The sequence below is a fragment of the Stenotrophomonas sp. STEN030 genome, assembly GCF_056759995.1.
In genome coordinates this window covers 76,115-99,425 of the sequence record NZ_JBRREB010000010.1, presented here as the reverse complement: position 1 = coordinate 99,425, position 23,311 = coordinate 76,115, and the positions used below count along the sequence as shown (strand labels likewise).

At 63.6% G+C, this 23,311-nt stretch carries 26 protein-coding genes; 13 read left to right on the top strand and 13 right to left on the bottom strand.

All coding sequences use genetic code 11. The features are described 5' to 3' along the window. Positions 1-161: 161 nt before the first annotated feature. Positions 162-1,529 carry an NAD-dependent succinate-semialdehyde dehydrogenase gene (locus ACVOLR_RS05600; RefSeq protein WP_481535554.1) on the top strand — a complete coding sequence of 456 codons (1,368 nt, stop codon included), beginning with the start codon at positions 162-164 and terminating at the stop codon, positions 1,527-1,529. Positions 1,530-1,705: 176 nt separating this feature from the next. On the opposite strand, the gene ACVOLR_RS05595 is transcribed toward ACVOLR_RS05600, so the two are convergent. From ACVOLR_RS05595 to miaB, 8 genes are all read right to left on the bottom strand, one after another. Continuing rightward, a complete protein-coding gene (locus ACVOLR_RS05595) occupies positions 1,706-2,998 on the bottom strand; it encodes a M24 family metallopeptidase (protein ID WP_481535553.1) in 1,293 nt (430 codons plus the stop codon). Between the two features lie 30 nt (positions 2,999-3,028). Beyond that, positions 3,029-4,042: a magnesium and cobalt transport protein CorA gene (locus tag ACVOLR_RS05590; protein WP_481510848.1), complete on the bottom strand. Its 1,014-nt coding sequence runs from the start codon at positions 4,040-4,042 to the stop codon at positions 3,029-3,031. A gap of 14 nt (positions 4,043-4,056) precedes the next feature. Beyond that, the gene (locus tag ACVOLR_RS05585; protein ID WP_481535558.1) at positions 4,057-5,286 is read right to left on the bottom strand and encodes a lipoprotein N-acyltransferase Lnb domain-containing protein; all 1,230 of its coding nucleotides are present in this window, start codon (positions 5,284-5,286) and stop codon (positions 4,057-4,059) included. Between the two features lie 5 nt (positions 5,287-5,291). Further along, positions 5,292-6,170, bottom strand: a complete 879-nt coding sequence (locus ACVOLR_RS05580; RefSeq protein WP_282272562.1) for an HlyC/CorC family transporter — start codon at positions 6,168-6,170, stop codon at positions 5,292-5,294. A 71-nt stretch (positions 6,171-6,241) separates the two neighbouring features. Then, positions 6,242-6,862, bottom strand: coding sequence for a hypothetical protein (locus tag ACVOLR_RS05575; RefSeq protein WP_481535552.1), 621 nt, complete (start codon positions 6,860-6,862; stop codon positions 6,242-6,244). 211 nt (positions 6,863-7,073) lie between these two features. Continuing rightward, the gene (gene ybeY / locus ACVOLR_RS05570; RefSeq protein ID WP_313493664.1) at positions 7,074-7,559 is read right to left on the bottom strand and encodes an rRNA maturation RNase YbeY; all 486 of its coding nucleotides are present in this window, start codon (positions 7,557-7,559) and stop codon (positions 7,074-7,076) included. Beyond that, positions 7,556-8,542 (bottom strand): PhoH family protein, encoded by a 987-nt coding sequence (locus tag ACVOLR_RS05565; protein ID WP_481535557.1) that lies wholly within the window; start codon positions 8,540-8,542, stop codon positions 7,556-7,558. Before ACVOLR_RS05565 ends, ybeY begins: the two co-directional genes overlap by 4 nt. A 600-nt stretch (positions 8,543-9,142) precedes the next feature. Continuing rightward, positions 9,143-10,594, bottom strand: coding sequence for a tRNA (N6-isopentenyl adenosine(37)-C2)-methylthiotransferase MiaB (gene miaB, locus ACVOLR_RS05560; RefSeq protein ID WP_481535551.1), 1,452 nt, complete (start codon positions 10,592-10,594; stop codon positions 9,143-9,145). Positions 10,595-10,739: 145 nt separating this feature from the next. On the opposite strand from miaB, the gene ACVOLR_RS05555 reads away from it, so the two are divergent. From ACVOLR_RS05555 to ACVOLR_RS05530, 6 genes are all read left to right on the top strand, one after another. Continuing rightward, a complete protein-coding gene (locus tag ACVOLR_RS05555) occupies positions 10,740-11,657 on the top strand; it encodes a lytic transglycosylase domain-containing protein (RefSeq protein ID WP_481535550.1) in 918 nt (305 codons plus the stop codon). Positions 11,658-11,835: 178 nt separating this feature from the next. After that, a complete protein-coding gene (gene petA / locus ACVOLR_RS05550; RefSeq protein WP_481515595.1) occupies positions 11,836-12,456 on the top strand; it encodes a ubiquinol-cytochrome c reductase iron-sulfur subunit in 621 nt (206 codons plus the stop codon). Positions 12,457-12,458: 2 nt separating this feature from the next. After that, positions 12,459-13,721, top strand: a complete 1,263-nt coding sequence (locus tag ACVOLR_RS05545; protein ID WP_481515594.1) for a cytochrome b — start codon at positions 12,459-12,461, stop codon at positions 13,719-13,721. Further along, complete coding sequence (locus ACVOLR_RS05540; RefSeq protein WP_481535549.1) at positions 13,714-14,457, top strand: cytochrome c1; 744 nt, start codon at positions 13,714-13,716, stop codon at positions 14,455-14,457. Before ACVOLR_RS05545 ends, ACVOLR_RS05540 begins: the two co-directional genes overlap by 8 nt. Before the next feature lie 143 nt (positions 14,458-14,600). Next, entirely contained in the window at positions 14,601-15,236 is a 636-nt protein-coding gene (locus ACVOLR_RS05535; RefSeq protein WP_296253894.1) for a glutathione S-transferase N-terminal domain-containing protein, read from the top strand. Between the two features lie 80 nt (positions 15,237-15,316). Then, complete coding sequence (locus ACVOLR_RS05530; RefSeq protein WP_481535548.1) at positions 15,317-15,751, top strand: ClpXP protease specificity-enhancing factor; 435 nt, start codon at positions 15,317-15,319, stop codon at positions 15,749-15,751. Positions 15,752-16,014: 263 nt separating this feature from the next. On the opposite strand, the gene ACVOLR_RS05525 is transcribed toward ACVOLR_RS05530, so the two are convergent. The 4 genes from ACVOLR_RS05525 to ACVOLR_RS05510 form a co-directional block, all read right to left on the bottom strand. Then, the gene (locus tag ACVOLR_RS05525) at positions 16,015-16,365 is read right to left on the bottom strand and encodes a DUF3301 domain-containing protein (RefSeq protein ID WP_062166374.1); all 351 of its coding nucleotides are present in this window, start codon (positions 16,363-16,365) and stop codon (positions 16,015-16,017) included. 74 nt (positions 16,366-16,439) lie between these two features. Further along, positions 16,440-17,357 carry a DUF2272 domain-containing protein gene (locus tag ACVOLR_RS05520; protein WP_481535556.1) on the bottom strand — a complete coding sequence of 306 codons (918 nt, stop codon included), beginning with the start codon at positions 17,355-17,357 and terminating at the stop codon, positions 16,440-16,442. 118 nt (positions 17,358-17,475) lie between these two features. Further along, complete coding sequence (gene nadC, locus ACVOLR_RS05515; protein WP_481535547.1) at positions 17,476-18,333, bottom strand: carboxylating nicotinate-nucleotide diphosphorylase; 858 nt, start codon at positions 18,331-18,333, stop codon at positions 17,476-17,478. Continuing rightward, a complete protein-coding gene (locus ACVOLR_RS05510) occupies positions 18,333-18,602 on the bottom strand; it encodes a Trm112 family protein (RefSeq protein ID WP_481535546.1) in 270 nt (89 codons plus the stop codon). Before ACVOLR_RS05510 ends, nadC begins: the two co-directional genes overlap by 1 nt. A 59-nt stretch (positions 18,603-18,661) precedes the next feature. Between ACVOLR_RS05510 and purE the strand changes: the two genes are divergently transcribed. From purE to ACVOLR_RS05495, 3 genes are read left to right on the top strand one after another with little or no spacing between them, the layout of a single operon-like run. Continuing rightward, positions 18,662-19,165, top strand: coding sequence for a 5-(carboxyamino)imidazole ribonucleotide mutase (gene purE, locus ACVOLR_RS05505; RefSeq protein ID WP_057629361.1), 504 nt, complete (start codon positions 18,662-18,664; stop codon positions 19,163-19,165). Continuing rightward, the gene (locus tag ACVOLR_RS05500) at positions 19,162-20,322 is read left to right on the top strand and encodes a 5-(carboxyamino)imidazole ribonucleotide synthase (protein ID WP_481535545.1); all 1,161 of its coding nucleotides are present in this window, start codon (positions 19,162-19,164) and stop codon (positions 20,320-20,322) included. The genes purE and ACVOLR_RS05500 overlap by 4 nt, the downstream gene beginning before the upstream one ends. A 45-nt stretch (positions 20,323-20,367) precedes the next feature. Beyond that, the gene (locus tag ACVOLR_RS05495; protein ID WP_481535544.1) at positions 20,368-20,703 is read left to right on the top strand and encodes a carboxymuconolactone decarboxylase family protein; all 336 of its coding nucleotides are present in this window, start codon (positions 20,368-20,370) and stop codon (positions 20,701-20,703) included. Positions 20,704-20,896: 193 nt separating this feature from the next. Here the strand turns inward: ACVOLR_RS05495 and ACVOLR_RS05490 are convergent, their stop codons facing one another. Next, on the bottom strand, positions 20,897-21,475 hold the full coding sequence (locus ACVOLR_RS05490) for a superoxide dismutase (protein ID WP_481535543.1): 579 nt from the start codon (positions 21,473-21,475) through the stop codon (positions 20,897-20,899). A gap of 117 nt (positions 21,476-21,592) precedes the next feature. Between ACVOLR_RS05490 and grxD the strand changes: the two genes are divergently transcribed. Genes grxD through ACVOLR_RS05475 form a run of 3 tightly spaced genes read left to right on the top strand, consistent with a single transcriptional unit; the run spans position 21,593 to position 23,243 of the window. Beyond that, on the top strand, positions 21,593-21,913 hold the full coding sequence (gene grxD / locus ACVOLR_RS05485; RefSeq protein ID WP_481535542.1) for a Grx4 family monothiol glutaredoxin: 321 nt from the start codon (positions 21,593-21,595) through the stop codon (positions 21,911-21,913). Beyond that, entirely contained in the window at positions 21,910-22,653 is a 744-nt protein-coding gene (locus ACVOLR_RS05480) for an SDR family NAD(P)-dependent oxidoreductase (RefSeq protein ID WP_481535541.1), read from the top strand. Before grxD ends, ACVOLR_RS05480 begins: the two co-directional genes overlap by 4 nt. Next, the gene (locus ACVOLR_RS05475; protein ID WP_481535540.1) at positions 22,650-23,243 is read left to right on the top strand and encodes a YhgN family NAAT transporter; all 594 of its coding nucleotides are present in this window, start codon (positions 22,650-22,652) and stop codon (positions 23,241-23,243) included. The genes ACVOLR_RS05480 and ACVOLR_RS05475 overlap by 4 nt, the downstream gene beginning before the upstream one ends. The last annotated feature ends 68 nt before the right edge of the window (positions 23,244-23,311 follow it).

Genomic DNA, 23,311 nt, shown 5'->3' with positions numbered 1-23,311 from the left:
GGGCCCCCGGGCTGGGGCTGCGCGCCGAGCACTCACATGTGGGTTTGTGGGCTCGGCCGGGGGGGTGCTGCGCCCCGCCACTACAGGGACTGCTTGGGATTTACCTGCGCGCAACATTCGCGGCGCTACCATTCCTGCATTCGTTGAATGCAGGTGAGTCCATGGCGTCGTATCAGACTATCAATCCCTTCAACGGCGAGGTCGTGCGTACGGTCGAGCTGCTGACAAGCGCGGCTATCGAACAACGTCTGGCCGCAGCTGAATCGGCATTCCCTCAATGGTCGGCCTTGTCGCTGGAGCAGCGTGGTGACCATCTGCGCAAAGTCGCAGCAGGCCTGCGCGAGCGCCGCGATGAGATCCAGCGCGTGATGACTTCCGAGATGGGAAAACTGCGCCGTGAGGCCTTGGCCGAGATCGAGAAAAGCGCAGCCGGATGCGAGTACTACGCCGACCACGCGGCCGACTACCTGAAGCCGCAGTCGATTCCCACCGAAGCCCAACGCAGCTACGTCATCTACCAGCCCATCGGCTGCGTTATGGCGGTGATGCCGTGGAATTTCCCGATCTGGCAGGTGATCCGCTTCCTCGCGCCGGGCTTGATGGCTGGCAATGTCGCCCTGCTCAAGCACGCCAGCAATGTGCCGGGCTGTGCGGATCTGCTGCGCGAGGTTGTTGCTGCTGCCGGCATTCCGGACGGCGTGTTCGACGTGCTGCATATCGATAACGACCAGGCTGCCGAAGTGCTGCGTGATCGTCGTATCAAGGCAGTGACGCTGACCGGCAGCGAGCGTGCAGGGCGGTCGATTGCGGCGAACGCCGGTGATCAGCTGAAGAAGTGCGTGATGGAGCTGGGCGGCAGCGATGCCTTCGTGGTGCTGGATGACGCGGATCTGGATCTGGCAGCGGCCGCAGCGGTGCGCTCAAGGTTCGACAATGCTGGCCAGACCTGTATTGCTGCCAAGCGCTTCATCCTGGTCGAGTCGGTTGCTGATGCTTTCGTGCAGCGCTTCGTCGAAGCTGCGCAGGCGCGTGTTTACGGTGATCCGCAGGAAGAGGCGAGCATGCTCGCGCCGATGGCGCGCGCTGACCTGCGCGACGAGCTGCACAAACAGGTGCACGCCAGCGTCAACAAGGGTGCAAAGGTGCTGTTGGGTGGCAAACCGGTTGCCGACAGCAACGCAGGCTATCAGGCTACGATCCTCGACAACGTCGGCCCCGGTATGCCGGCGTACGACGAGGAATTGTTCGGGCCGGTGGCGGCGATCATCCGGGTCAAGGACGAGGTCGAGGCCGTGCGCGTGGCCAATGACACCAGCTTCGGTCTGGGTGGCAGCGTCTGGACCCGTGATGTGCTGCGCGGCGAGAACGTTGCTGTACAGCTGCAATGCGGCGCGGCCTTCGTCAATTCAGTGGTGAAGAGCGATGCTCGGCTGCCGTTTGGTGGTACCAAGCGGTCTGGGTTCGGGCGCGAGTTGGCGGGGCCGGGTATTCATGAGTTCATGAACATCAAGACCGTTTACGTGGCCTGAGGAAAGCGCAGGCGTGATTGTGGGGGGGCGAGGTTGTAGGAGCGGCGTAAGCCGCGAAGCTGGTAGACCTTGCGCACCTGCGACAACCCGCAACTGCAGTGCGCCAGATTGCGGGTTGCCGGAGCGGTTTACCATCAGTGGCTTCGCGGCTTACGCCGCTCCTACAAAGAGCCGGCTCACCCAAACGGTTGGTCGATGGACCTGCTCTGCGGGGTCATCAGCGCGGCGCCATCCTCGGTAACGTAGAGGATGTCTTCCAGGCGCACGCCGAAGCGGTCCGGGATGTAGATGCCGGGTTCATCGCTGAAGGTCATACCCGGTTCCAGCAGGTGCTTGTTGCCGCGTACCAGGTAGTCCCATTCGTGCATGTCCAGACCGATGCCGTGGCCGAGACGGTGGCTGAAATAGCGGTAATCCGGGCCGTAGCCGGAATCGCTGATCACCTTGCGCGCGGCCGCATCCACATCGCCCATCGCCACGCCCGGGCGTGCCGTATTCAATGCGGCGGTCTGCGCCTTCAATACGATGTCGAATACCTTGCGGATCTCATCGTTGGGCTGGCCCAGCACCACGGTGCGGGTGATGTCGCTGGTATAGCCGCCGGCGCGGCAGCCACCGTCGAAGATGATTGGCGTGCCTTCGACCAGGTGCTGCGGTTTGTCCGAGCCATGCGGTGAGGCGGTGTACTTGCCGACGTTGACGCTGGCATCGCCATTCAGCCCGGTACGCGCGTAGGCCATGGCCAGCAGGCCGCTGATGTCCTGCTCGGTCATGCCCGGCTTCAAGGCCTTCCAGACTGCTTCGTATACCGCCAGGGTGGCTTCATTGGCCAGCTTCATCAATGCCAGCTCGGCCGCACTTTTTACCCGACGGCAGCCGGCTACCACCGGCCATGCAGGTACCACCTTGGCCTGTGGCAGGGCGTCGGCAATGCCTTTGGCGCGGAAGTAGGGCACGGCTTCTTCCATGCCCAAGGTGCCGGTGGCATGGCCCATGTCACGCAGCACCTTGGCGACCAGGGCGTAGGGGTCCTCATCTTCCTGCCAGCCGCGCACATCGTTGCCGAGCTTGATCTGCTCCAGCGTGCGCACGCGCTCGAACTCCGGTGTCACGTACACCGGTTCGCCCTTGCGCGGCAGGATCACCCCGGTGAGGCGTTCGCTGTCCCACCAGTGCATGCCGGTGAAATAGGTCAGCGAGCTGCCAGCGCCAATGAACACCGCATCGATGCCGTGCTCGGCCATCAGGCGCTGGGCCTTGGCCACGCGCGCGATGCGCTCATCGTTGCTGATTGGAACCACCTGCGCAGCGACTGATTTCAGGGCGCGCATCGATTCGGGCAAGGCGTTGTCGTTGCTGCTGGCAGTCTGCGCCGATGCCAGTTGCGACAACGGCAGCGCGGCGGCGCTGGCAATCAGCGTGTTGCGCAGGAAATTACGGCGTGCAGGATTGGAGTGGTCGTGCTGCATGGTTGCTCTCTCGAAAGACGAAGTGGCTGATCAAAGCCAGCCGGAACGTTTGAACAGGCGGTACAACACCACGCAGATCACGCCGACGCCAAGCATCAGCAGCGGATAGGCGAAGCGCCCGGCCAACTCCGGCATATGCGCGAAGTTCATGCCGTACCAGCTGGTGACCAGGGTTGGTGCAGCCAGTAGCGCTGCCCAGGCACCGAGCTGCTTGACCGTCTCGCCCTGCGCCAGTGTCACCAGCGAGAGGTTGACGCTCAGCGCGGTGCCCAGCATTTCGCGCAAGGTGTCGATGGCTTCGTTGACACGGGCGGCGTGGTCCTGCACATCGCGCAGATAGAGCCGCACTTCTTCGTTGATCAACTGCGCCTGGTTGCGCTGCAGCTGGGCCAAGGCATCCTGCAGCGGCGCCACTGCCAGCCGCATCTTGTTGAGCTCGCGCTTGAGCTCGTACAGGCGGATCACCGTGCGCCGCTCATAGGTGTCGGCGAAGATGTTTTTCTCCAGCAGGTCCAGGGTGTCGCGGAAGCTGTCGGTTATCGGCAGGTAATGATCGACCACGGCATCCAGCACCGAGTACAGGCAGAACGAGGGGCCCATCGCCAGCAGCTCGGGCTCCTGCTCCAGCCGCGCGCGCACTGGCGCATACGACAGCGAGGCGCCGTGGCGCACCGTCACCAGGAAGCGCGGGCCGAGGAATGCGTGGGTTTCGCCGTAGCGGATACGCTCATCCACGACCTGCGCGGTGTGCACCACCACGAACAGGGAATTGCCGTAGGTTTCGATCTTGGGCCGCTGATGCGCCTTGCGGGTGTCTTCGATCGCCAGTGGATGCAGGTCGAATTCTTCCTGCACCTTGTCCAGGATCGCATCGCTGGGCTCGTACAGGCCGACCCAGACGAAGCCCTTGGCATCATCGGCGAGTACATCGCTGATGCTGTCCAGGTCCAGTGGACGCTGGGTGCCGTCGGCACCGTACCAGGTGCAATTGATCACGCAGGCTGGATTGGCCTGGGCGGGAGTTGGAGTGATGCCGGTAGTCATCCCGGCATCGTGCCTCAGCTGGCCGGTAACGCCAAGCTGCGGCGCCCAAGAATCAGTGCCAGTGCGACGTGGATGGGCAGCAGCAGCACGATCCATTGCATGTTGAACTGCGCTTGCAGCGACAGCCAATGCAGCGGTAGCGCAAGCAGCGCAATGCCGGTCATCAGCCACAGGACGACTCGGAACCAGGCGTGCGGTTGACGCCCGCGCAGCAGACTCCATGCGCCGGGGATCAACAACAGTGCCAGTGGGCTGAGCAGCAGCAGGTTGCGGTTGGCCCAGGCGGCCTGGTGTTCGCTGAAGCCCCACAGGAAGGTCAGCAGGCCACCAGCAATGCCGCAGAACAGCCAGAACGGCAGGGCAAGGCCGCCAATCAGGCGCGGCTTGCGGCGTGCGGCGTACAGTGCAGCGGCGACGGCAAGGCCGACCAGCAGCCACGGCCACCAGGACCGCTGTTTTTCTTTTGGTTCGGGCGGCAGCCGTTGCGGCAGCAGTTCCTGCTCGGCCTGTACCAGCGGCCGGCCTTCACTGTTGCGTACTTCGCGCAGGCTGTCGGCCAGACGCATGGGCACGAAGGCTTCCTGCCAGCGCGACAGCGGCTGGTCGGCATTCGGGCCCAGACCGATGTCGAAGCCAAGCCACATCCACGGCGAAGGTGAGGCCAGTCGCACCGACTCGCTGCGGTAACTGTTGCCACGCGAACGACCCGCCAGCTGCGATTGCAGGGCGCCGCCCATGGCCTGGTCCAGGCTGTCGCGCACCATGGTGGCGCAGTTGGCGGTGAAGTAGTCGTAGCGGTAGCGTGCGTTTTCGGGCTTGGCGCGCTCGGCCAGTGCATCGGCCAGCGCCTGTGCCTGCGCCGGCGGCAGATCCAGCCACTGGATGTTTGCTCCGCGGCCGACACTCTCGTACTGCGCCAGATCCTGCTCCAGCGGCAGGGCGACCAGGTAATACATCATCTTGCCGCGCACGAAGTTGCCGATGAAATCCGGCTCGGACGGGTCGAAGAAGCCAAAGTTGTACGAAGTTGCCTGCCCCGTTACCGGGTCCAGCACCACCAGTGCGTCATGGCCGAAGCGCTCGAAGAACACTTCACCCGGCAACATGGTCACCACGCCGATGCGCGGTGCCGGGTGTGCGTTGGCTTCGTTGGGTTGGTTGGCGACCGGTTGTGCGCTGCTGGCCATCGCGGCCAGCAGCAGGAACAACGACGCAAACGCGGACAGCAGCCGCGGCAGGCGCAGGGTGATCAAGCTTCGTCCTGGTCTTCAGGTGGCAGGATGGTGACGTGGAAGGCCTGCACGCGGCGTGCATCGGCCTTGGCCACCCGGAACACGAAGCGCTCCAGGGTCAGCTCATCGCCGATTTCCGGCAGATGGCCGACGGCCTCGGTGACCAGCCCGCCGATGGTGTCGTAATCATCATCGGAGAACTCGGCGCCGAAACGCTCGTTGAAGTCGCCGATGGTGGTCAGCGCATCCACCACATAGCGGCCATCGGCAAGGATGGCAATCTGCGAGGTGTGGTCTTCGGTCTCGTCGTGCTCGTCGTCGATCTGGCCGACGATCTGCTCGAGCACGTCCTCGATGGTGACCAGGCCGGCGACGCCGCCGTACTCGTCCACCACGATCGCCATGTGGTTGCGCGAGAGCCGGAACTCCTTGAGCAGCACATTGAGCTTCTTCGATTCGGGGATGAGTACCGCAGGACGCAAAAGCTCGCGCACGCTGGCATGGCTGTTGTCGGCGACCACGCCGCGCAGCAGGTCCTTGGCCAGCAGGATGCCGAGGATGTCGTCCTTGTTCTCACCGTGTACCGGGAAGCGCGAATGGCCGGAATCGACCACCTGCTTCATCAGCTCGATGAAAGGCCGGTCCACCGGCAGCGACACCATGTGCGAGCGCGGGATCATCACGTCGCCGACGGTCAGCTCAGCCACCGAAATGGCGCCTTCCATCATCCGCAGGGTGTCTGCGGCGATCAGGCCGTCCTGCTGTGCCGTCTGCAGAATGCCAACCAGCTCGTCGCGGGTGTGGGGTTCGCTGGAGAACGCCGAACCCAGGCGCTCCAACCAGCTACGTTTCTTCTCGCCGTTTTCGGGCGAGGTACTACTGTCGTCTTCAGACATCTCTTGGTTTGACTGCACCCGGCAGGCCGGGCGGTGCCGACAAGTCTAGCAGGATGTTTGCCGCGGTCTGTTCAAGCTGGCGGCAGGTTGGGGGTCTGTACGCTTGGGGCTACCGGCGGTACATCGGCCGGGGTTTCGGCCGGCTTGGCGGGGGCGGGCGGGGCTTCTCCCTCGGCGGGAAGGTCCAGGCTGTAGGTGCAGCCGGCAAGGGTTTTGCCTGGGTGGGATTTAACCGTAGACACGCCGAGGATCACCGATTCGATCAACGCTTCGCCGGTCTTGGCGTCATTGACGTCGCGGCTGACCAGCTCGCGGCCCGCCATGAACTTGTCGGGGGTGTCGTAGCCGGTTTCCAGCTCCAGTTGTTTGGCTAGCGGGCGCGGATCGGGCATGTCGAGGATGGCGATGATGGTGCCGCCGGCCATGGCGATATGGTCGGCGCTATGCCCGAACACCGTGATCGGAGTGTTCAACATGTACTCGGCCATGAACAGATTGCCCTGCGGCAGGGGGCGCCAGCCAAGTGTTACCGCCTTCAGCGGGTCTTTGACGATAGGTGCCAGCGCGGAGAACTCACTGACGCTTTGCCGGCATTCGATCAGGGCGGGCAGGTCGATGGCGGGCTGGGCATGGGCCGAGCCGATGGCGACGAGCAGGAGCGGCAGCAGGCAGGTTGAGCGCACGGCATTCATTCGGGGAAGTCCTGACGCCGATGATAGCGGCATCGCGGGGCGGCGCAGTCTTGTAGGAGCGGCGTGAGCCGCGAAGCTCGCATTGCATCAGGGCCGGGAATGGCTGTAATCAGAACAATCAGAAGATGTATCTGCTTCGCGGCTTACGCCGCTCCTACAGTCTGTGGACTACCAGGCCATGGGTAAGGCCCCTGCCGAGCATGGCTCGGCACTACTGCTCGTTGGCGTAGGGATCTGCGATGCCAAGGTCGGCCAGGATCTCGCGTTCCAGCTGTTCCATGGCCTCGGCTTCCTTGTCGTCCTCGTGGTCCCAGCCCAGCAGGTGCAGCACGCCGTGCACGGTGAGGTGGGCGTAGTGGGCGTTGAGCGCCTTGTCCTGCTCCTCGGCCTCGCGGGCAACCACCGGGGCGCAGATCACCAGATCGCCCAGCAAGGGGAACTTCACTCCCTTGGGCAGGCCTTCGGGCAATTCGGCCGGAAAGCTGAGCACGTTGGTCGCGTAGTCCTTACCCCGGTAATGGCGGTTCAGTGACTGACCTTCCTTGGCGTCGACCACGCGGATGGCCAGGTCGGCCTCGCGGATGCGGCCTTTCAAGGCAGCAGCCACCCAGCGACGGAAGCTCACCGCTGCCGGCAGGCCGGCGCGGGGCAGGGCATAGCTGACGGCTACATCAAGGCGCACGGGACCCTTGGTCATTCGCTTGCTCCGGGTTTGACCTGCTGCAGATCGCGGCGGTCATAGGCGCTGACGATACGGGCCACCAAGGGGTGGCGCACCACGTCGCGCGATTCAAAGAAGGTGAAGCTGACCCCGTCCACGCCGCGCAATACCTCTATGCCGTCGCGGAGGCCGGATTTGATGTGCTTGGGCAGGTCGGTCTGGGTCAGGTCGCCGGTGACCACCGCGGTCGAGCCGAAGCCCAGGCGGGTCAGGAACATCTTCATCTGTTCGATGGTGGTGTTCTGTGCCTCGTCCAGGATCACGAAGGCGTCATTGAGGGTGCGTCCGCGCATATAGGCCAGCGGCGCGATTTCGATGACGTTGCGCTCCAGCAGCTTGGCGACCTTTTCCACGCCCAGCATTTCGTACAGGGCGTCGTACAGCGGGCGCAGGTAGGGGTCGACCTTCTGGGTCAGGTCGCCGGGCAGAAAGCCCAGCTTCTCGCCGGCTTCCACTGCCGGGCGCACCAGAATCAAGCGTTGCACGCGTGATTCATTCAGCGCGTCAACTGCCATCGCCACCGCCAGGAAGGTCTTGCCGGTACCGGCGGGGCCGATGCCGAAGCTGATGTCGTGGGTGGCGATCTGGTGCAGGTAGCTGGCCTGGTTGAGGCCGCGGCCACGCACGGTGCCGCGCTTGACCTTGATCGCTATTTCCTGCGCTTCATAGGCCTGCTCGGTCACATGATCGACGTTGGCGCGGTTCAAGCGCAGGTGGATGGCGTGGCTGTCGAAGATTGCGTCAGCCGCTTCCATGTAGAGGGCTTTAAGCAGCTTCTCCGCTTCCAGCGCGGTTTTACCCGGGCCGCTGACGCGGAAAATATGGCCGCGGTTGGCGATTTCCACGCCGAGCTTGAGTTCTACCTGGCGCAGATGCTCGTCGAACGGCCCAGCCAGATTGGCCAGCCGCTCGTTATCAACCGGGTCGAGAGTGAAGTCGCGATGCGTAGTGGTGGTCATTTTCACTGACAGTTGCTGGCCGGCGAAGCCGTGCCTTGGACCGGAGAAGGGTACCCCCGTGGCTGGCGGACCACCAGCGGGGGAGGCCGTTGTCAGGGTTCTCCACAGCCGATGTGGATGTGGCGTGGGCCAAGCTGTGGATATCCCTGGCCAGCCCTTGCGGCATAAGCCTCTTGGTGGCTTGGTTAAAAAAACGCCACATTTGACGGTTTGCAGGTAACAAGTTGTCCACAATTTGTGTGGATCGATTCGGGATGAACATGTGGATAACCGCGCGCAGCCCAACAACGGCGGGCTCTGAGTCGGTGTGGCTAATAAATGACCGCAGTGCGGGGGTGACGGCGAGCGATAAGAAGCGAAAACGAGCAGCGCCGGCTTTTCAAAGCAGAGGCGAGCAACGACGGCTGTTCCCCTCTCCCGCTAGCGGGGTGAGGGGGCGGCTTGCGAACCACCGGTTCGCTGCCCTTCGAACGACCTTGCGCCAGCGCAAGGGCCGGGGCGCCGGTGAGGGCGCTCCTGCTTCGGACTAGGGGACCCGGCCCCAAGCCCTCGCAGCGAAGCATCCGTAAGAAGAACAACGGCAAACAGCACCACCCATCTTCAATCCTGCGTAACCACCCGCCCACGCAGCGAATTGCTGAAGGCCTCAGTGATCAGCACATCCACAAACTGGCCGATCAGTCGCGAACTGGCCGGGAAGTTCACCGAACGCATGTTCTCGGTCTTGCCTGTCAACTCGTTCGGGTCCTTGCGCGAGGGGCCTTCGACCAGCACGGACTGCACGGTGCCGACCATGTTGGTGGAGATGCTGGCGGCATGCTCGTTGATCTGCGCCTGCAGCCGTGACAGCCGGGCGTGCTTGTCGGCGTCGCTGGTGGTGTCTTCCAGGTCGGCGGCAGGTGTGCCCGGGCGGCGTGAATAGATGAAGGAGAAGCTCTGGTCGAAGCCCACGTCCTCGATCAGCTTCATGGTCTTCTCGAAATCGGCATCGGTTTCACCCGGGAAACCAACAATGAAGTCCGAGCTGATCGAGATGTCGGGCCGTACTGCACGCAGCTTACGGATCTTGGACTTGAACTCCAGCGCGGTGTAGCCGCGCTTCATCGCACTGAGCACACGGTCGCTGCCAGCCTGCACCGGCAGGTGCAGGTAGTTGGCCAGTTTCGGCACGTCGCGGTAGGCGTCCACCAGCGAGTCGCTGAATTCCAGCGGGTGCGAGGTGGTGAAGCGGATGCGGCCAATGCCGTCGATTTCGGCAAGGGTGCGGATCAGCAGGCCGAGGTCGGCAATCTCGCCGTCGCCGTACGGGCCACGGTAGGCGTTGACGTTCTGGCCGAGCAGGTTGATCTCGCGCACGCCTTGATCGGCGAGCTGGGCGCATTCGACCAGCACGTCCTCGAACGGGCGGCTGACCTCGGTGCCACGGGTGTACGGCACCACGCAGAATGAGCAGTACTTGGAGCAGCCTTCCATGATCGAGACGAAGGCCGAAGGGCCCTCGGCACGCGGTTCGGGCATGCGGTCGAACTTCTCGATCTCCGGGAAGCTGATGTCCACCTGCGGCTTGTTCTGCTCGCGGCGGGCGCGGATCAGCTCCGGCAGGCGGTGCAGGGTCTGCGGGCCGAACACCAGGTCCACGTAGGGTGCACGTTTGACGATGGCCTCGCCTTCCTGCGAGGCCACGCAGCCGCCGACGCCGATGATGACGTCGCGGCCATTGGCCTTGAGTGCCTTCCAGCGGCCGAGCTGGCTGAACACCTTCTCCTGCGCCTTCTCGCGGATGGAGCAGGTGTTGACCAGCACCACGTCGGCTTCTTCGGGATTGTCGGTCAGCTCCAGCCCTTCGGATGCGGCAAGCACGTCGGCCATCTTGGTCGAGTCGTACTCGTTCATCTGGCAACCGTGGGTCTTGATGTAGAGCTTGCCGCGCGCGCCGCCGGCAACCGTCGGCCGCTGGCCGGGCAGGGGAATCAGTTCGGGTGTGGTCATTTCAACAGTAGGCACGGCGGAGCCGGCCGTGATCGGCAGGGGAGTTGCTGGCGTCCCGGGCATGGCGCTTATTCCAGACGGGTGGGCGGGCACGCAGCCGCTGGGGCTGCATTCGTAGCCGGCTATTGTATCGGTCTGCCGGGCAAAGCACGAAAGCCGCTGCGTCAAATACTTGGCAAGCCCCGGCGAAGCTGGGAGACTCGCGCCCATGAAGGGGATTTTGGGGATCACCGGCATTCTCGCAGCTGCATTGGTCGCTTCGCCGGCCAGTGCCGGCACGCTGTACAAGTGTGTTGGCAGCGATGGAGTGCCCAATTACGTCAGCAAACGCGTCAGTGGCGCGAGCTGCAGCGTGGTCAGCAGTTATCGCCCCACACGCGATGTGCCGCGTTATGTGCCGCCGACCCCGGCGCCCGTTGCCACCCCGGCTGCGGCTCCCGCGAGCCAAGTCAATGACAGTTCGACGGCGGTCGCTGCCCAGACCGCTCCCGCCGCAGTGTCGCCCACGCCGGCGCCGGCGCCTGCTACAGGACGGGCGCAGCGGGTGATCAGTGGGCAGGTCTATTCTTATATGAAGGACGGAGTGCGCCACTACACCAGCAGCCGGCCGGCCCAGGTGGCCAACATCGGCGCGGTGCGCACCATCCAATACAGTTATATCGAGCGTTGCTTTGCCTGTGGCGTGAACTCCAGGGTCAATTTTGGCTCGGTGCGACTGAACACCCAGGCCTACAGCACCGAGATCGCCTCGGCCGCGCGCGAGTTCGGTGTCGAGGAGGCGGTGGTGCGGGCCATCATCCACGCCGAGTCGGCGTTCAACCCGACCGCGCTCAGTCGCGCCGGAGCGCAGGGGCTGATGCAGTTGATGCCACCTACGGCGCGTCGTTTCGGCGTGTCCGATTCCTATGATGCCGGCCAGAACATCCGCGGTGGCGTGCAATACCTGTCGTGGCTGCTGCGTCGTTTCAATGGCAACCTGACCTTGGCCGCAGCGGGCTACAACGCCGGCGAAGGTGCGGTGGACCGCCATGGCGGTGTACCTCCTTACAAGGAAACCCAGTACTACGTGCAGCGCGTCGCACAGTTGGCCGACCGCTACCGTGGCGAGCTGGCCACGCGCCAGTAGACTGTCCCCGAATGATTCTGTTGCAGCAGGCCGTGACAAATTTCGCGGACTGGTGTTTGATCGCGTTGTGTCAGCGTTAAGCGTTCCGCTACACTCCGGAACGATTCGATTCAGAGCGGGATGGCCCCCACCAGACCGCTGGCAGCCTCTAGCTACCTAATCATTATCGGAGTGCCGGATGGCAAACGATGGGGTAAATGATCCAGTCAACACCGGACGTCGGCGGTTTTTGACAGCGACCACAGCTGTGGTCGGGGCAGTCGGTGTTGGTTTCGCAGCAGTTCCTTTCATCAAGTCGTGGAATCCCAGCGCCCGTGCCAAGTTGGCCGGTGCTCCGGTGACTGCCGATATCAGCGCTTTGCAGGAAGGCCAACGGCTGATCCTGGAATGGCGTGGCCAGCCGATCTGGATCGTCAAACGTTCCAAGGCCATCCTGCAGGCATTGCCTACCCTGGATGCGCGGCTTAAAGATCCGGAGTCCGGCAACAAGGACCAGCAGCCGGATTACGTGCTCAAGGGCAATCCCGAATTCCGCTCGATCAAGCCGGATGTATCCGTGCTGGTAGGTCTGTGTACCCATCTTGGCTGCTCGCCGGAGATGGTTGCCGAGATCCGCCCCGAGCCCTACGACGCGCAGTGGAAGGGCGGCTATTTCTGCCCCTGCCACAAGTCGCGTTTCGACATGTCCGGGCGCGTGTTCCAGGACGTGCCGGCGCCGATCAACCTGCTGGTGCCGCCGCACCACTATGTGGATGACAACACCCTTGTCATTGGCGTTGATCCGCAGGGAGCAGCCTGATCATGGCCGACAATATTCTTACCCGCACCGTCAGCGGCGTGGCCGACTGGGTCAATGAGCGCGCGCCTGGCCTGATGCCGGTGTACCGCAAACACATCAGCGAGTATTACGCGCCGAAGAACTTCAACTTCTGGTATTACTTCGGCTCGTTGGCGATGGTGATCCTGGTCAACCAGATCGTCACCGGCATCTTCCTGACGATGCATTTCAAGCCCAGCGCAGCCGAGGCGTTTGCCTCGGTCGAGTACATCATGCGCGACGTGGAATGGGGCTGGCTGATCCGCTACATGCACAGCACCGGCGCCTCGCTGTTCTTCATCGTGGTCTACCTGCATATGTTCCGCGGCCTGATGTACGGCAGTTACAAGAAGCCGCGCGAGCTGGTGTGGATACTGGGCATGCTGATCTATCTGGTGCTGATGGCCGAAGCCTTCATGGGCTACGTGCTGCCCTGGGGGCAGATGTCGTTCTGGGGTGCCAAGGTCATCATCTCGCTGTTCGGTGCCATCCCGGTGATCGGTAATGGCCTGACCGAATGGATCATGGGTGACTACCTGCCCGGCGACGCCACGCTCAACCGCTTCTTCGCCTTGCACGTGATCGCGATGCCGCTGGTGCTGCTGTTGCTGGTGGTGCTGCACCTGGGCGCGTTGCACGAAGTGGGTTCCAACAACCCTGACGGCGTGGAGATCAAGAAGGGACCGAAGGGCAATCGCTGGTCGCCGACCGCGCCGACCGATGGCATTCCGTTCCACCCGTATTACACGGTCAAGGATCTGTTCGGAGTCTGCTTCCTGCTCACCTTGGCGGCTTTCATCATCTTCTTCGCGCCGGTATTTGGTGGCCTGTTCCTCGAGCATGACAACTTCACCGAGGCCAACCGGCTGGTGACCCCGGAGCACATCAAACCGGTCTGGTACTACACGCCGTACTACGCGATGTTGCGGGTGATCCCGAACAAGCTGGGCGGTGTGATGGTGATGTTCTCGGCCATCGCCATCCTGTTCCTGGTGCCGTGGCTGGACAAGGCCAAGGTCAAGTCGGTCCGCTACCGTGGGCCGATTTCCAAGGTGATGCTGGGCATCCTGGTAGTGTGCTTCGTGTGGTTGGGTGTGATTGGTTCCGGCCCGGGCACGGCGATCTGGGAAACCTGGGTGGGCCGCGTGCTGACCTTCCTGTACTTTGGTTTCTTCATCACCATGCCGCTGTGGACGAAGATCGACAGCAGCAAGCAGGTACCGGACCGGGTGACGACGCATGACTGACAAATGGATTGTGCGGTTGGCGATGGCTGCCGCGATGATGTTCTGTGTCCCAGCGTTTGCCTCCGGTGGTGGCAAACTGATGCAGGCCGGCAATGATCTGGGCGATCGTGCATCGCTGCAGCGTGGTGCGCAGGCCTACATGAGCTACTGCTCGGGCTGTCATTCGCTGAAGTACCTGCGTTATTCGCGCATGGGCGAAGACCTCGGCCTGACCGAGCAACAGGTGATGGATAACCTGAACTTCACCGGTGCCGCCTACGGCGAACAGATCCAGGTGGCGATGCCGCACGATGAGGCGACCAAGTGGTTCGGCAAGATGCCGCCGGACCTGAGCCTGATTTCGCGGGTGCGTGGTAGCGATTGGGTCTACAGCTATCTCAAATCGTTCTATGTGGACGAGTCGCGGCCGCTGGGCTGGAACAACAGCGTGTTCCCGAATGCCTCGATGCCCAACCCGTTGTGGGAGCTGCAGGGCATGCAGCACGCCATCCACGGCAAACCCGAGCAGGAGGGGCTGGAGCCGCCGGTAGTCGGGCTCACATTGGCCCAGCCGGGCAATGTGGACTCGCGCAGCTACGACCAGACCGTGCGTGACATCACCAATTTCCTGGAATATGCCGGCGAGCCGGCCGCGCTGAAGCGGCAAAGCCTTGGCGTCTGGGTGGTGTTGTTCCTGGCCCTGCTCACCTTCCTGGCCTATCTGGTCAAGACCGAGTACTGGAAAGACGTGCATTGAGCTGGGTGCAAGCCGGGGATTGTGCGCAGGGGGCCTTGGCAACTGCGCCTGTGGCTTGGCACACTCGGGTAACCGTGGTCACCGTCGGCAATGTGCTGGCGGGGCCGTAAGGTTGGCGGAATCCGACCGATGGAGAGCCTTTGATGGCGGCGAGTGTGCGTATGCGTAATACCCTGACCTTGTTCTCTGCAAACGACGATGCCCTGTGTCATCGGGTGCGGCTGGTATTGGCGGCCAAGGGCGTGACTTACGATCTGGTGCCGGTCGACGCGCAGAATCCGCCGGAAGATCTGATCGATCTGAATCCGTATCACTCCGTGCCGACCTTGGTTGAGCGTGAGTTGGTGCTGTATGCGGCTTCGGTGGTGAGTGAGTATCTGGACGAGCGCTATCCGCACCCGCCGTTGATGCCGGTCGATCCGCTGTCGCGGGCACGGCTGCGTCTGGCAATGCTGCGTATCGAACATGACTGGGTGCCGCAGGTGCAGGCCATTCAGATGGGCAACAAAACCCAGGCTGAGGCTGGCCGCAAGCGCTTGAAGGAACTGGTCGCGCAGTCGGTGCCCTTGTTCAAGGCCTCCAAGTTCTTCCTCAATCCGGAAATGAGTCTGGCTGACTGCGCCATTGCGCCGATCATCTGGAGGCTGGAATCGCTGGGTGTGGCCCTGCCCAAGGATGGCAAGGCGATCGAGGATTATGGCAATCGCTTCTTCCGCCATCCGGCCTTCGTCCGTAGCCTGACCGATCAGGAAAAGAAGCTGCGCGAACTGCCAGGCTGAGCAACTGCCGGCTGTATCCGAACTTATCGATCACCGCCGTCAGGCGGTGATCGCGCTTCAATGCCGCGTACACTTATGCAATGACTGAAGAAACTTTCCGGATGAGCAGCCATCGCCCGTATCTGTTGCGGGCGCTGGTCGAGTGGATCAACGACAACGGCATGACGCCGCACGTGATGGTTGATGCCGGGGTTCCCGGCGTGCAGGTGCCGAGCAGTGCGGTCAAGGAAGAGCGGGTAGTGCTCAATATTGCCGAGCGCGCCGTTGTTGGCCTGCATATCGACAATGACGCGGTGAGCTTCACTGCGCGCTTCTCCGGAACTAGTTTCCCGGTGTACGTGCCGATCTCGGCCATCCTGGCTGTCTACGCGCGTGAGACCGGGCAGGGCATGGCCTTGCCGGATGACATTCCGGGCACCGAGGCCACGCCTGATGACGACGATACGCCGCCGACCGATCCGCCAGAGCGTCCGCAGCCTGCGGCAAAGCGTCCGTTCCTGCGGGTAGTCAAATAATTCCACCGCCGCCGCAAGGCGGCGGTTTTGTTTGCGGGCTTTGGGTAGAGCCGAGCCATGCTCGGCTGGGGCTTTCCAAGCGACGCCGGCCGGTGCTTGTGGGAGCGGCGTAAGCCGCGAAGCCGAGGATCTGTCAGGTCGCTGGCATGTCCGCAGCTTCCAGTGCATCAGCTTCGCGGCTGACGCCGCTCCCACAAAACGCGTGCAGCGTTATGGGTGCGTCGGTAAGGCCTCTGCCGAGCATGGCTCGGCACTACGGTGAATCAGATGTCTTCTGCTTCTTCGGTGCTTTTGCGCAGGCGGCCGATCTGCGCGGCAGCGGGGCCGCTGAACGAGATCAGTTCGCGGCCGCGTAACACCATGCGGCCGGTGTGGCGGTCCTGGCCGTCGTAGGAGTAGTCGAAGCGGAAGCTGCGCTCGAAGCCCAGCCAGCCGTTGGGCAGGCGGCACAGGCGCAGGCCGGTGCTGTGCACGCTCTGGTCCAGCCATTGCACGTCAGCAGCGCGGCAGGCGTTACGGCCAAGTTCGGTGGCGCGGTCGGCAGCGGCGCGGGAGCGGTCCCAGAACGCAAAACCAATCGCGCCGACAATCATCAGGATAAGAAGGGTAGGCATGCGAGCACTTTAGGCGATCTGCTCATCCATGCGCAGCCCTCTGTTTGCTGTTGATGCCCGCGCGTCAGCAAGCCTCAGTGAGTGACCGGTGTTGGGATCGGCTCGTTCGGTGGTGGCGGCAAGGGCGCGGTCGAATTGAATGCCGGTGCCGGGTTGGTTGCGGTCAGTTTCAACAATGCGGCCCAGTCCTGCCGATTGAGGTTGCACTCCTCCTCTTGACCCGGCGAGCAGCGCTGTTCAACTGCCCAGCTTTGCGCCTGCGCAGCGTTGGCCTTGGGCAGCTCGAGCAGGCCCGTGCGATCAAGCATGAGCTTGCGCATCACCACCGAGTTGGCGACGTTGCCACCGACCAGATAGAGCGTGCGATCGCCGCCCATATTGGCGCTGACCACGATTTCGCAATGTGACTTCCAGTTGCCGGCGCGGCCGCTGCCCAGTGCCTGGATCAACCCGGCGTAGTTCAAGGTGCTGCTGCGGTCGCGCAGGAAGCACAGCATGTCGCCGGGAGCGGGCTTCTCGCTGGCCGGGTCGGTCAGGCGATACGGCATGCCGTTGCTGCCGCCTTGATAGGCGGCGCGGATGTAGTCGATATGGCGCGGCGAGCGGGTGAAGCCAGGTACAGCAGCGCGTGTCATCACCCAGGAGATGAAGGCGGCTGACCACGGGTTGTCGATCAGGAACGCGCGGCAGTCGTTGTCATTAAAACGATTGCCGGCCGGTTGCGCGCAGCTGCTGGCACCGGCAATGGCACCCATCGGGCCCAGCGTGCCGCTGTCGCGCCAATAGCTGACCACTCGCTGCCAGGCGATCAGGCCGTTGTCGGCCAGATGCTCATTCTCGGCCTCGGTAACGCCGAGGCTGGCGATGCGGCCATCGCGGTCGATGAAGGGTCGATACCACAAGCGGTGCTCGCCGCAGGCGGCTGCGACCACGGCCTTGGCGGTTTCACTCAGGCCAAAGCGCGGTGGTACGTCGCAGGCTTCGGCTGCCATCGCGGGCAGGGCAGGCAGCAGCAGGGTCAGACCGCACAACAGAAATCGATATGCCACAGCAGGCTCCGCGAGGGATATTGGGGGAGTGTCGCAGCCGGGACCGTGTGCGTGCCGTGAGTCAGCGCGGCGGCGGGCCCAGTTTCAGCGACAGGTCGATGGCCTGCACGTGCTTGGTCAGGCCGCCGATGGAGATGCAATCCACGCCGTCTTCGGCGATGGCGCGCAGCGTGGTCATGTCGACGCTGCCGGAGACTTCCAGCGGAATCCGCCCTGCGGTGATGCGCACGGCATCGCGACGCATCGCTGCGCTGAAGTCGTCGATCAGGATGCGCTCGCAACCAGCGGACAACGCCTCCTGCAGTTGCTGCAGGTCTTCCACTTCGACCACCAAGGGCAGCTTGGGCTGCTGCACGCGTGCGGCGTGCACGGCAGCAGTCAACGAGCCGGCGGCGCGGATGTGGTTCTCTTTCAGCATCACCGTATCGAACAGGCCGATGCGGTGGTTGTCGCCACCGCCGCAGCGCACCGCGTACTTCTGTGCCAGGCGCAGGCCGGGCAGCGTTTTACGGGTATCGAGGATGCGTGCCTTGGTGCCTGCCACCGCCGCGACATAGCGCGCGGTGATGGTGGCGGTGCCGGACAGGGTCTGCAGGAAGTTGAGCGAGGTGCGCTCGGCGCTGACCAGGCTGCGGCTGCGCCCGCTCAGGGTTGCCAGCACCGTGCCGGCGCTGACGTGGTCGCCTTCCAGGACCCGCCAATCGATCCGGACCTGCGGGTCCAGTGCGCGATGGGTGGCGTCGAACCAGGGCCTGCCGGCGATCACCGCATCCTGCTTGCACAGCAGGTAGGCGACGTCGGCGGCATCGGGCAACAGCGCGGCGGTGATGTCGCCGCTGCCGATGTCCTCGGCCAGGGCGCGGGCGACATCGGCGTCAATCTGTTCCTGCGGCGGGGCCAGCGGCGGGTGTGGCAGCATTATTTGGCCGGGAAGTCGGTGATCTGGGCGGTGGCGATGGCTTCATCGGCCAGCAGCACCGGAATGCCGTCATCGACGCGGAAGACCTGCTTGCGATCGCCGCTGATCAGGGCTTCGCGCAGCGTCTGGGTCTGCGGGCTGCCGTCGGCGCGGGTCACGGCGGCGGCACTGATGGCGCGGTTGAGGGCTTCCAGGCCGGTGCTTTCCAGCAGGAACAGCGGCTGGCGGGTGTCGGGGGAGACGAGCAGGTCGAGCAGTTTGCGGTCCATCAGGTCGTGGTCTTGCGGGGAAGACGGCTAGAATACGTCTTTGCAGCAGGTGACGGCCAATGACCCCCAACCACCCCGCGCCGCTAGTCGGCATCGTGATGGGTTCCCGCTCAGACTGGGAAACCATGCAGCACGCCGCCCAAAAGCTTGATGCTTTGGGCGTTCCGTATGAAGTGAAGGTAGTTTCAGCGCACCGGACCCCGGATGTGCTGTTCAGCTATGCCGAGCAGGCGGGCCCGCGTGGCCTGCGCGCAATCATCGGCGGTGCCGGCGGTGCCGCGCACCTGCCGGGCATGCTGGCTGCCAAGACCGCCGTGCCGGTGCTGGGCGTGCCGGTGCAGTCCAAGGCGCTCAATGGCATGGATTCGCTGCTGTCGATCGTGCAGATGCCGGCTGGCATCCCGGTGGCGACCTTCGCCATTGGCAATGCAGGTGCTTCCAATGCAGCCCTGTTCGCCGCGGCCATGCTGGCCGCCGAGCAGCCGCAGATCGGTGCTGCGCTGGAAGCCTTCCGCGCACGCCAGACCGAAGATGTGATGGCTGCGGATGATCCGCGCCAATGATCACGGTTGGCATTCTGGGCGGCGGGCAGCTGGCCCGCATGATGGCGCTGGCGGGTGCTCCGCTGGGCCTGCGTTTCGTGGTGTTCGATCCGGCTGCCGATGCTTGTGCTGGGCAGGTGGCGCCGTTGCAGGTAGGCGACTTCGATGACACCGATGCATTGGCGGAGTTCGCTGCCAAGGTCGATGTGATCACCTTCGATTTCGAAAACGTGCCAGCCGCCAGTGCGCATTGGCTGGCCGAGCGCAAGCCTGTGTTCCCGAATCCGGCCGCTTTGGCGGTGGCGCAGGATCGGCTCAGCGAGAAGACCTTGTTCCAGGAGTTGGGTATCGCGCTGCCGGCGTTCGCCGATATCCGCAGCCGCGATGAGCTGGCCGCCAAGGCTGCCGAGTTCGGCATGCCGTGCATCCTCAAGACGCGGCGGCTGGGCTATGACGGCAAGGGCCAGTTCCGCATCCGCGATGCAGCGGATATCGATACGGCATGGCAGACGCTGGGCGCACAGGCCGACAAGACCGGGCTGATCCTCGAAGGCTTTGTGGCATTTGAGCGGGAAGTCAGCGTGGTGGCCGTACGCGGCCGCGACGGTGAGTTCCGCGCCTGGCCGCTCACCGCCAACTGGCATGTGGATGGAGTGCTGTCGGCCAGTCTGGCCCCGGCTTCGTTGTCAGCCGAGCAGCAGGCCACGGCGATTGCCTATGCGCGCCGCGTTGCCGAGCGCTTGGACTACGTTGGCGTGTTCGCGCTGGAGCTGTTCTGCCGCGGTGATGAGTTGCTGGCCAACGAAATGGCCCCGCGCGTACACAACTCCGGCCATTGGACCAGCGACGGTGCAGAAACCTCGCAGTTCGAGAACCATGTCCGCGCCGTGCTTGGTATGCCTTTGGGCGATACCCGCATGCTCGGGCACGCTTGCATGCTGAACTGGCTGGGGCAGATGCCCGACGCCAAGCCTGTACTGGCCGAAGCTGCCGGTCACTGGCATGACTACGGCAAGCAGGCCCGCGAAGGTCGCAAGGTCGGTCATGCCAACCTGCGTGATGACGCTCCGGCCGCTCTGGCTGACGCCCTGCAGCGCGTTGGCGAGGCCTTGGGTAGGCAGGAACAGGTTGCGCCGGTGGTGGAAACGCTGCGTCGCGGTGGCATGACGGCGAGCTAATCATTGCCGGAGTAAGGTTCTCCAGTCCCAACTGGAGAACCTCCCATGCTCGACTGGAATGATTACCGCCGTGAGTTGAAGGGGCGTATTGGCGAGCTCGGCAAGCTCTCGCCGGATACGCTCAAGGGCTATATCACCTTGAGCGGTGCGGGTACGCAGACCAACCATCTGGACGGCAAGACCCGCGAGTTGATCGCGCTGGCGGTGGCGGTGACCACGCGTTGCGATGGCTGCATCACCACCCATGTGGACGCTGCCTTGAAGCAGGGTGCCAGTCGCGAGGAAATTGCCGAGGCGCTGGGTGTGGCAGTGGCGCTCAATGCAGGCGCGGCGCTGGTGTATTCGGCACGTGTGCTGGACGCGGTGGCTGCGCACGAGTGAGGTGGTAGTACTTCTGGCTCCCTCAGAGAACTTTCAGAGCGTCATTCCCGCATAGGTGGAGTCGCTGTCGGGGTGGCCTGAGAATTTTCAGATCGTCATTTCCGCCTGTGCGGGAATGAGGACTTGGGGCCAAAGCCAAGCAAAAACACTACAGGCATCCTGTGGCGGCAGAATGCGCTCGCGCTATCCACTCTCAGCGCAGCTGCGCCTCCACGAAATCCCAGTTCACCAGCTTCCAGAACGCTTGCAGGAAGCGCGCGCGGTCGTTCTGGTAGTCGCTGTAATAAGCGTGTTCCCACACATCGCAGACCAGCAATGGCGTGCTGTTGCCGGTCAGCGGTGTGTTCGCATTGCGGGTGCTGACGATGGCCAGCTTGCCGTCCGGGTGCTGCACCAGCCAGGTCCAGCCCGAGCCGAACACGCCCAGGGCGGCCCGATTGAACTCCTCGCGCAGCTTCTGCACGTCGCCGAACTGGCGATTGATATGTTCGGCCAGCAGCCCGTGCGGGTCACCGCCTGCACGCGGGTGCAGGCATTGCCAGAAGAAGTCGTGGTTCCATGCCTGCGCCGCCGCCAGGAACAGGCTGCCCTGGCTGTTGCGCACGATCTCCTCCAGCGGCAGCTCGTCCAGCTCGGTGCCGGTGATGCGTGCATTGACCGTATCCACATAGCCACGATGGTGTCTGCCGTGATGCAGGTCCAGGGTTTCTGCGGAAATGTGCGGTTGCAGCGCGGTACGGGCGTAGGGCAGTTCAGGCAGTTGGACGGGCATTGGAGATTCTTTTCGGGGCAGGGCGACGGGAGTTGGCCGGCTCGGCTTACAATGGTCAACCACGGGAAAGTCTATCCGACCAGGACGGGCCGTTCTTTCGCAGTAGGGAGAATTCGAATGCCGGTGATGGAACAAATCCAGACCGAGGTGGAGCAATACCCCCTCGTTCTGTTCATGAAAGGTACGCCGCAGTACCCGATGTGTGGCTTTTCCAGCCGCGCGGTGCAGGCGTTGACGGCAGCCGGTGCGATCAACCTGCGCACGGTCAACCTGCTGGAGTTCCCTGAGGTGCGGGCCAATCTACCGCGCTATTCGAACCTGGCTACCTTCCCGCAGTTCTTCATGCATGGGGAATTGATCGGCGGCTGCGACATCATTCTGGAGCTGCTGGAATCCGGTGAGCTCAAGCGCATCGTTGCCGAGGCCGGTCAAGCGTGAGTGCCCAGCCTCGGGTGGGCGAGGGTGCCGATCTGGCCGGTCGGGTAATTCTGGTGGCGGGTGCAGCGGGTGGTTTGGGCGCAGCCGCGACCCGGGCCTGTGCCGAGGCTGGTGCGACGGTAGTGATGCTTGGCCGCAAGGTGGCCAAGCTCAATCGCGTCTATGACAGTGCGGCGCAGCTCGGCCCCGAGCCAGTGCTGTATCCGCTGGATCTGGAGGGCGCCAGCCCCGATGACTATGCGGCCTTGGCCGAACGGCTGGAATCCGAGCTTGGGCGGCTGGACGGCGTGCTGCATTGCGCGGCCGATTTCGCCGGGCTTACCCCGTTTGCGTCAGGCGATCCAGCAGCCTTTGCCCGCGCCATTCACGTCAACCTGACCGCTCGAGCCTGGTTGACCCAGGCCTGTCTGCCCTTGCTGCGGCAGCGTGAAGACGCCGCGGTGGTATTCGCGCTGGATGATCCGCGGCGGGTCGGGCAAGCCTATTGGGGCGGTTATGGGGTTGCCCAGTACGGGCTGCGCGGGCTGATCGAGAGCCTGCACCACGAGCTGCGCAACGGTCCGGTTCGGGTCTGCGGCATGCAGCCGGGGCCGATGCGCACCGGGTTGCGGGCGCGTGCATTCACCCATGAGGAAGATGCGGCACCGGTGGATCCTGCCAATTACGCCGCGGCCAGTGTGCAGCTGCTTGCTGCCAGCGGCGCGCAGTGGCGTGGAAAGGTGCTGGACCTGGCTCCGTGACGATCCTTTCAGCGGCTTTGCTGCTGTTTCTGATCCTGGATCCGCTGGGCAATATCCCGGTATTCCTCAGTCTGCTCAAGCCGTTGACGCCCAAGCGTCAGCGGGTGGTGCTGGTGCGTGAGCTGCTGATCGCGTTGGCGGTGCTGATGGCCTTTCTATGGGGCGGCAAGTACGCGCTGGAGCTGATGCACCTGCGTCAGGAATCGGTGGCCATTGCTGGCGGCATCGTGCTGTTCCTGATCGGTATCCGCATGATCTTCCCGCGCCCGGAGGGCCTGATGGGTGCGGTGCCGGATGGCGAGCCCTTCATCGTGCCGATGGCTATCCCGCTGGTCGCCGGACCCTCAGGCATGGCGGCGGTGATGCTGATGGGCAGCAATGAGCCAGAACGGCTGGGCGATTGGAGCCTGGCCTTGCTGTTGGCGTGGGGTGGGGCGGCGGCGATCCTGATGTCGGCAACCCTGCTGTACAAGCTGCTGGGGGCTCGCGCGCTGACCGCGCTGGAGCGCCTGATGGGCATGCTATTGGTCGCAATTTCGGTACAGATGCTGCTGGATGGTCTGGGGACCTATCTGGCGTCAATCCGCTAACTGCTTGATCTGCCGTAGGGGAAACTGCTGCAGCGCAGTACCGCTGTCTTCTTGCAGTCATAAATTGT

Coding starts and splice junctions, on each gene's coding strand:
- ACVOLR_RS05600 (WP_481535554.1), top strand. CDS start 162: ATGGCGTCGTATCAGACTATCAATCCCTTCAACGGCGAGGTCGTGCGT.
- ACVOLR_RS05595 (WP_481535553.1), bottom strand. CDS start 2,998: ATGCAGCACGACCACTCCAATCCTGCACGCCGTAATTTCCTGCGCAAC.
- ACVOLR_RS05590 (WP_481510848.1), bottom strand. CDS start 4,042: ATGACTACCGGCATCACTCCAACTCCCGCCCAGGCCAATCCAGCCTGC.
- ACVOLR_RS05580 (WP_282272562.1), bottom strand. CDS start 6,170: ATGTCTGAAGACGACAGTAGTACCTCGCCCGAAAACGGCGAGAAGAAA.
- ACVOLR_RS05575 (WP_481535552.1), bottom strand. CDS start 6,862: ATGAATGCCGTGCGCTCAACCTGCCTGCTGCCGCTCCTGCTCGTCGCC.
- ybeY (WP_313493664.1), bottom strand. CDS start 7,559: ATGACCAAGGGTCCCGTGCGCCTTGATGTAGCCGTCAGCTATGCCCTG.
- ACVOLR_RS05565 (WP_481535557.1), bottom strand. CDS start 8,542: ATGACCACCACTACGCATCGCGACTTCACTCTCGACCCGGTTGATAAC.
- miaB (WP_481535551.1), bottom strand. CDS start 10,594: ATGCCCGGGACGCCAGCAACTCCCCTGCCGATCACGGCCGGCTCCGCC.
- ACVOLR_RS05555 (WP_481535550.1), top strand. CDS start 10,740: ATGAAGGGGATTTTGGGGATCACCGGCATTCTCGCAGCTGCATTGGTC.
- petA (WP_481515595.1), top strand. CDS start 11,836: ATGGCAAACGATGGGGTAAATGATCCAGTCAACACCGGACGTCGGCGG.
- ACVOLR_RS05545 (WP_481515594.1), top strand. CDS start 12,459: ATGGCCGACAATATTCTTACCCGCACCGTCAGCGGCGTGGCCGACTGG.
- ACVOLR_RS05540 (WP_481535549.1), top strand. CDS start 13,714: ATGACTGACAAATGGATTGTGCGGTTGGCGATGGCTGCCGCGATGATG.
- ACVOLR_RS05535 (WP_296253894.1), top strand. CDS start 14,601: ATGGCGGCGAGTGTGCGTATGCGTAATACCCTGACCTTGTTCTCTGCA.
- ACVOLR_RS05530 (WP_481535548.1), top strand. CDS start 15,317: ATGACTGAAGAAACTTTCCGGATGAGCAGCCATCGCCCGTATCTGTTG.
- ACVOLR_RS05525 (WP_062166374.1), bottom strand. CDS start 16,365: ATGCCTACCCTTCTTATCCTGATGATTGTCGGCGCGATTGGTTTTGCG.
- ACVOLR_RS05520 (WP_481535556.1), bottom strand. CDS start 17,357: ATGGCAGCCGAAGCCTGCGACGTACCACCGCGCTTTGGCCTGAGTGAA.
- nadC (WP_481535547.1), bottom strand. CDS start 18,333: ATGCTGCCACACCCGCCGCTGGCCCCGCCGCAGGAACAGATTGACGCC.
- ACVOLR_RS05510 (WP_481535546.1), bottom strand. CDS start 18,602: ATGGACCGCAAACTGCTCGACCTGCTCGTCTCCCCCGACACCCGCCAG.
- purE (WP_057629361.1), top strand. CDS start 18,662: ATGACCCCCAACCACCCCGCGCCGCTAGTCGGCATCGTGATGGGTTCC.
- ACVOLR_RS05500 (WP_481535545.1), top strand. CDS start 19,162: ATGATCACGGTTGGCATTCTGGGCGGCGGGCAGCTGGCCCGCATGATG.
- ACVOLR_RS05495 (WP_481535544.1), top strand. CDS start 20,368: ATGCTCGACTGGAATGATTACCGCCGTGAGTTGAAGGGGCGTATTGGC.
- ACVOLR_RS05490 (WP_481535543.1), bottom strand. CDS start 21,475: ATGCCCGTCCAACTGCCTGAACTGCCCTACGCCCGTACCGCGCTGCAA.
- grxD (WP_481535542.1), top strand. CDS start 21,593: ATGCCGGTGATGGAACAAATCCAGACCGAGGTGGAGCAATACCCCCTC.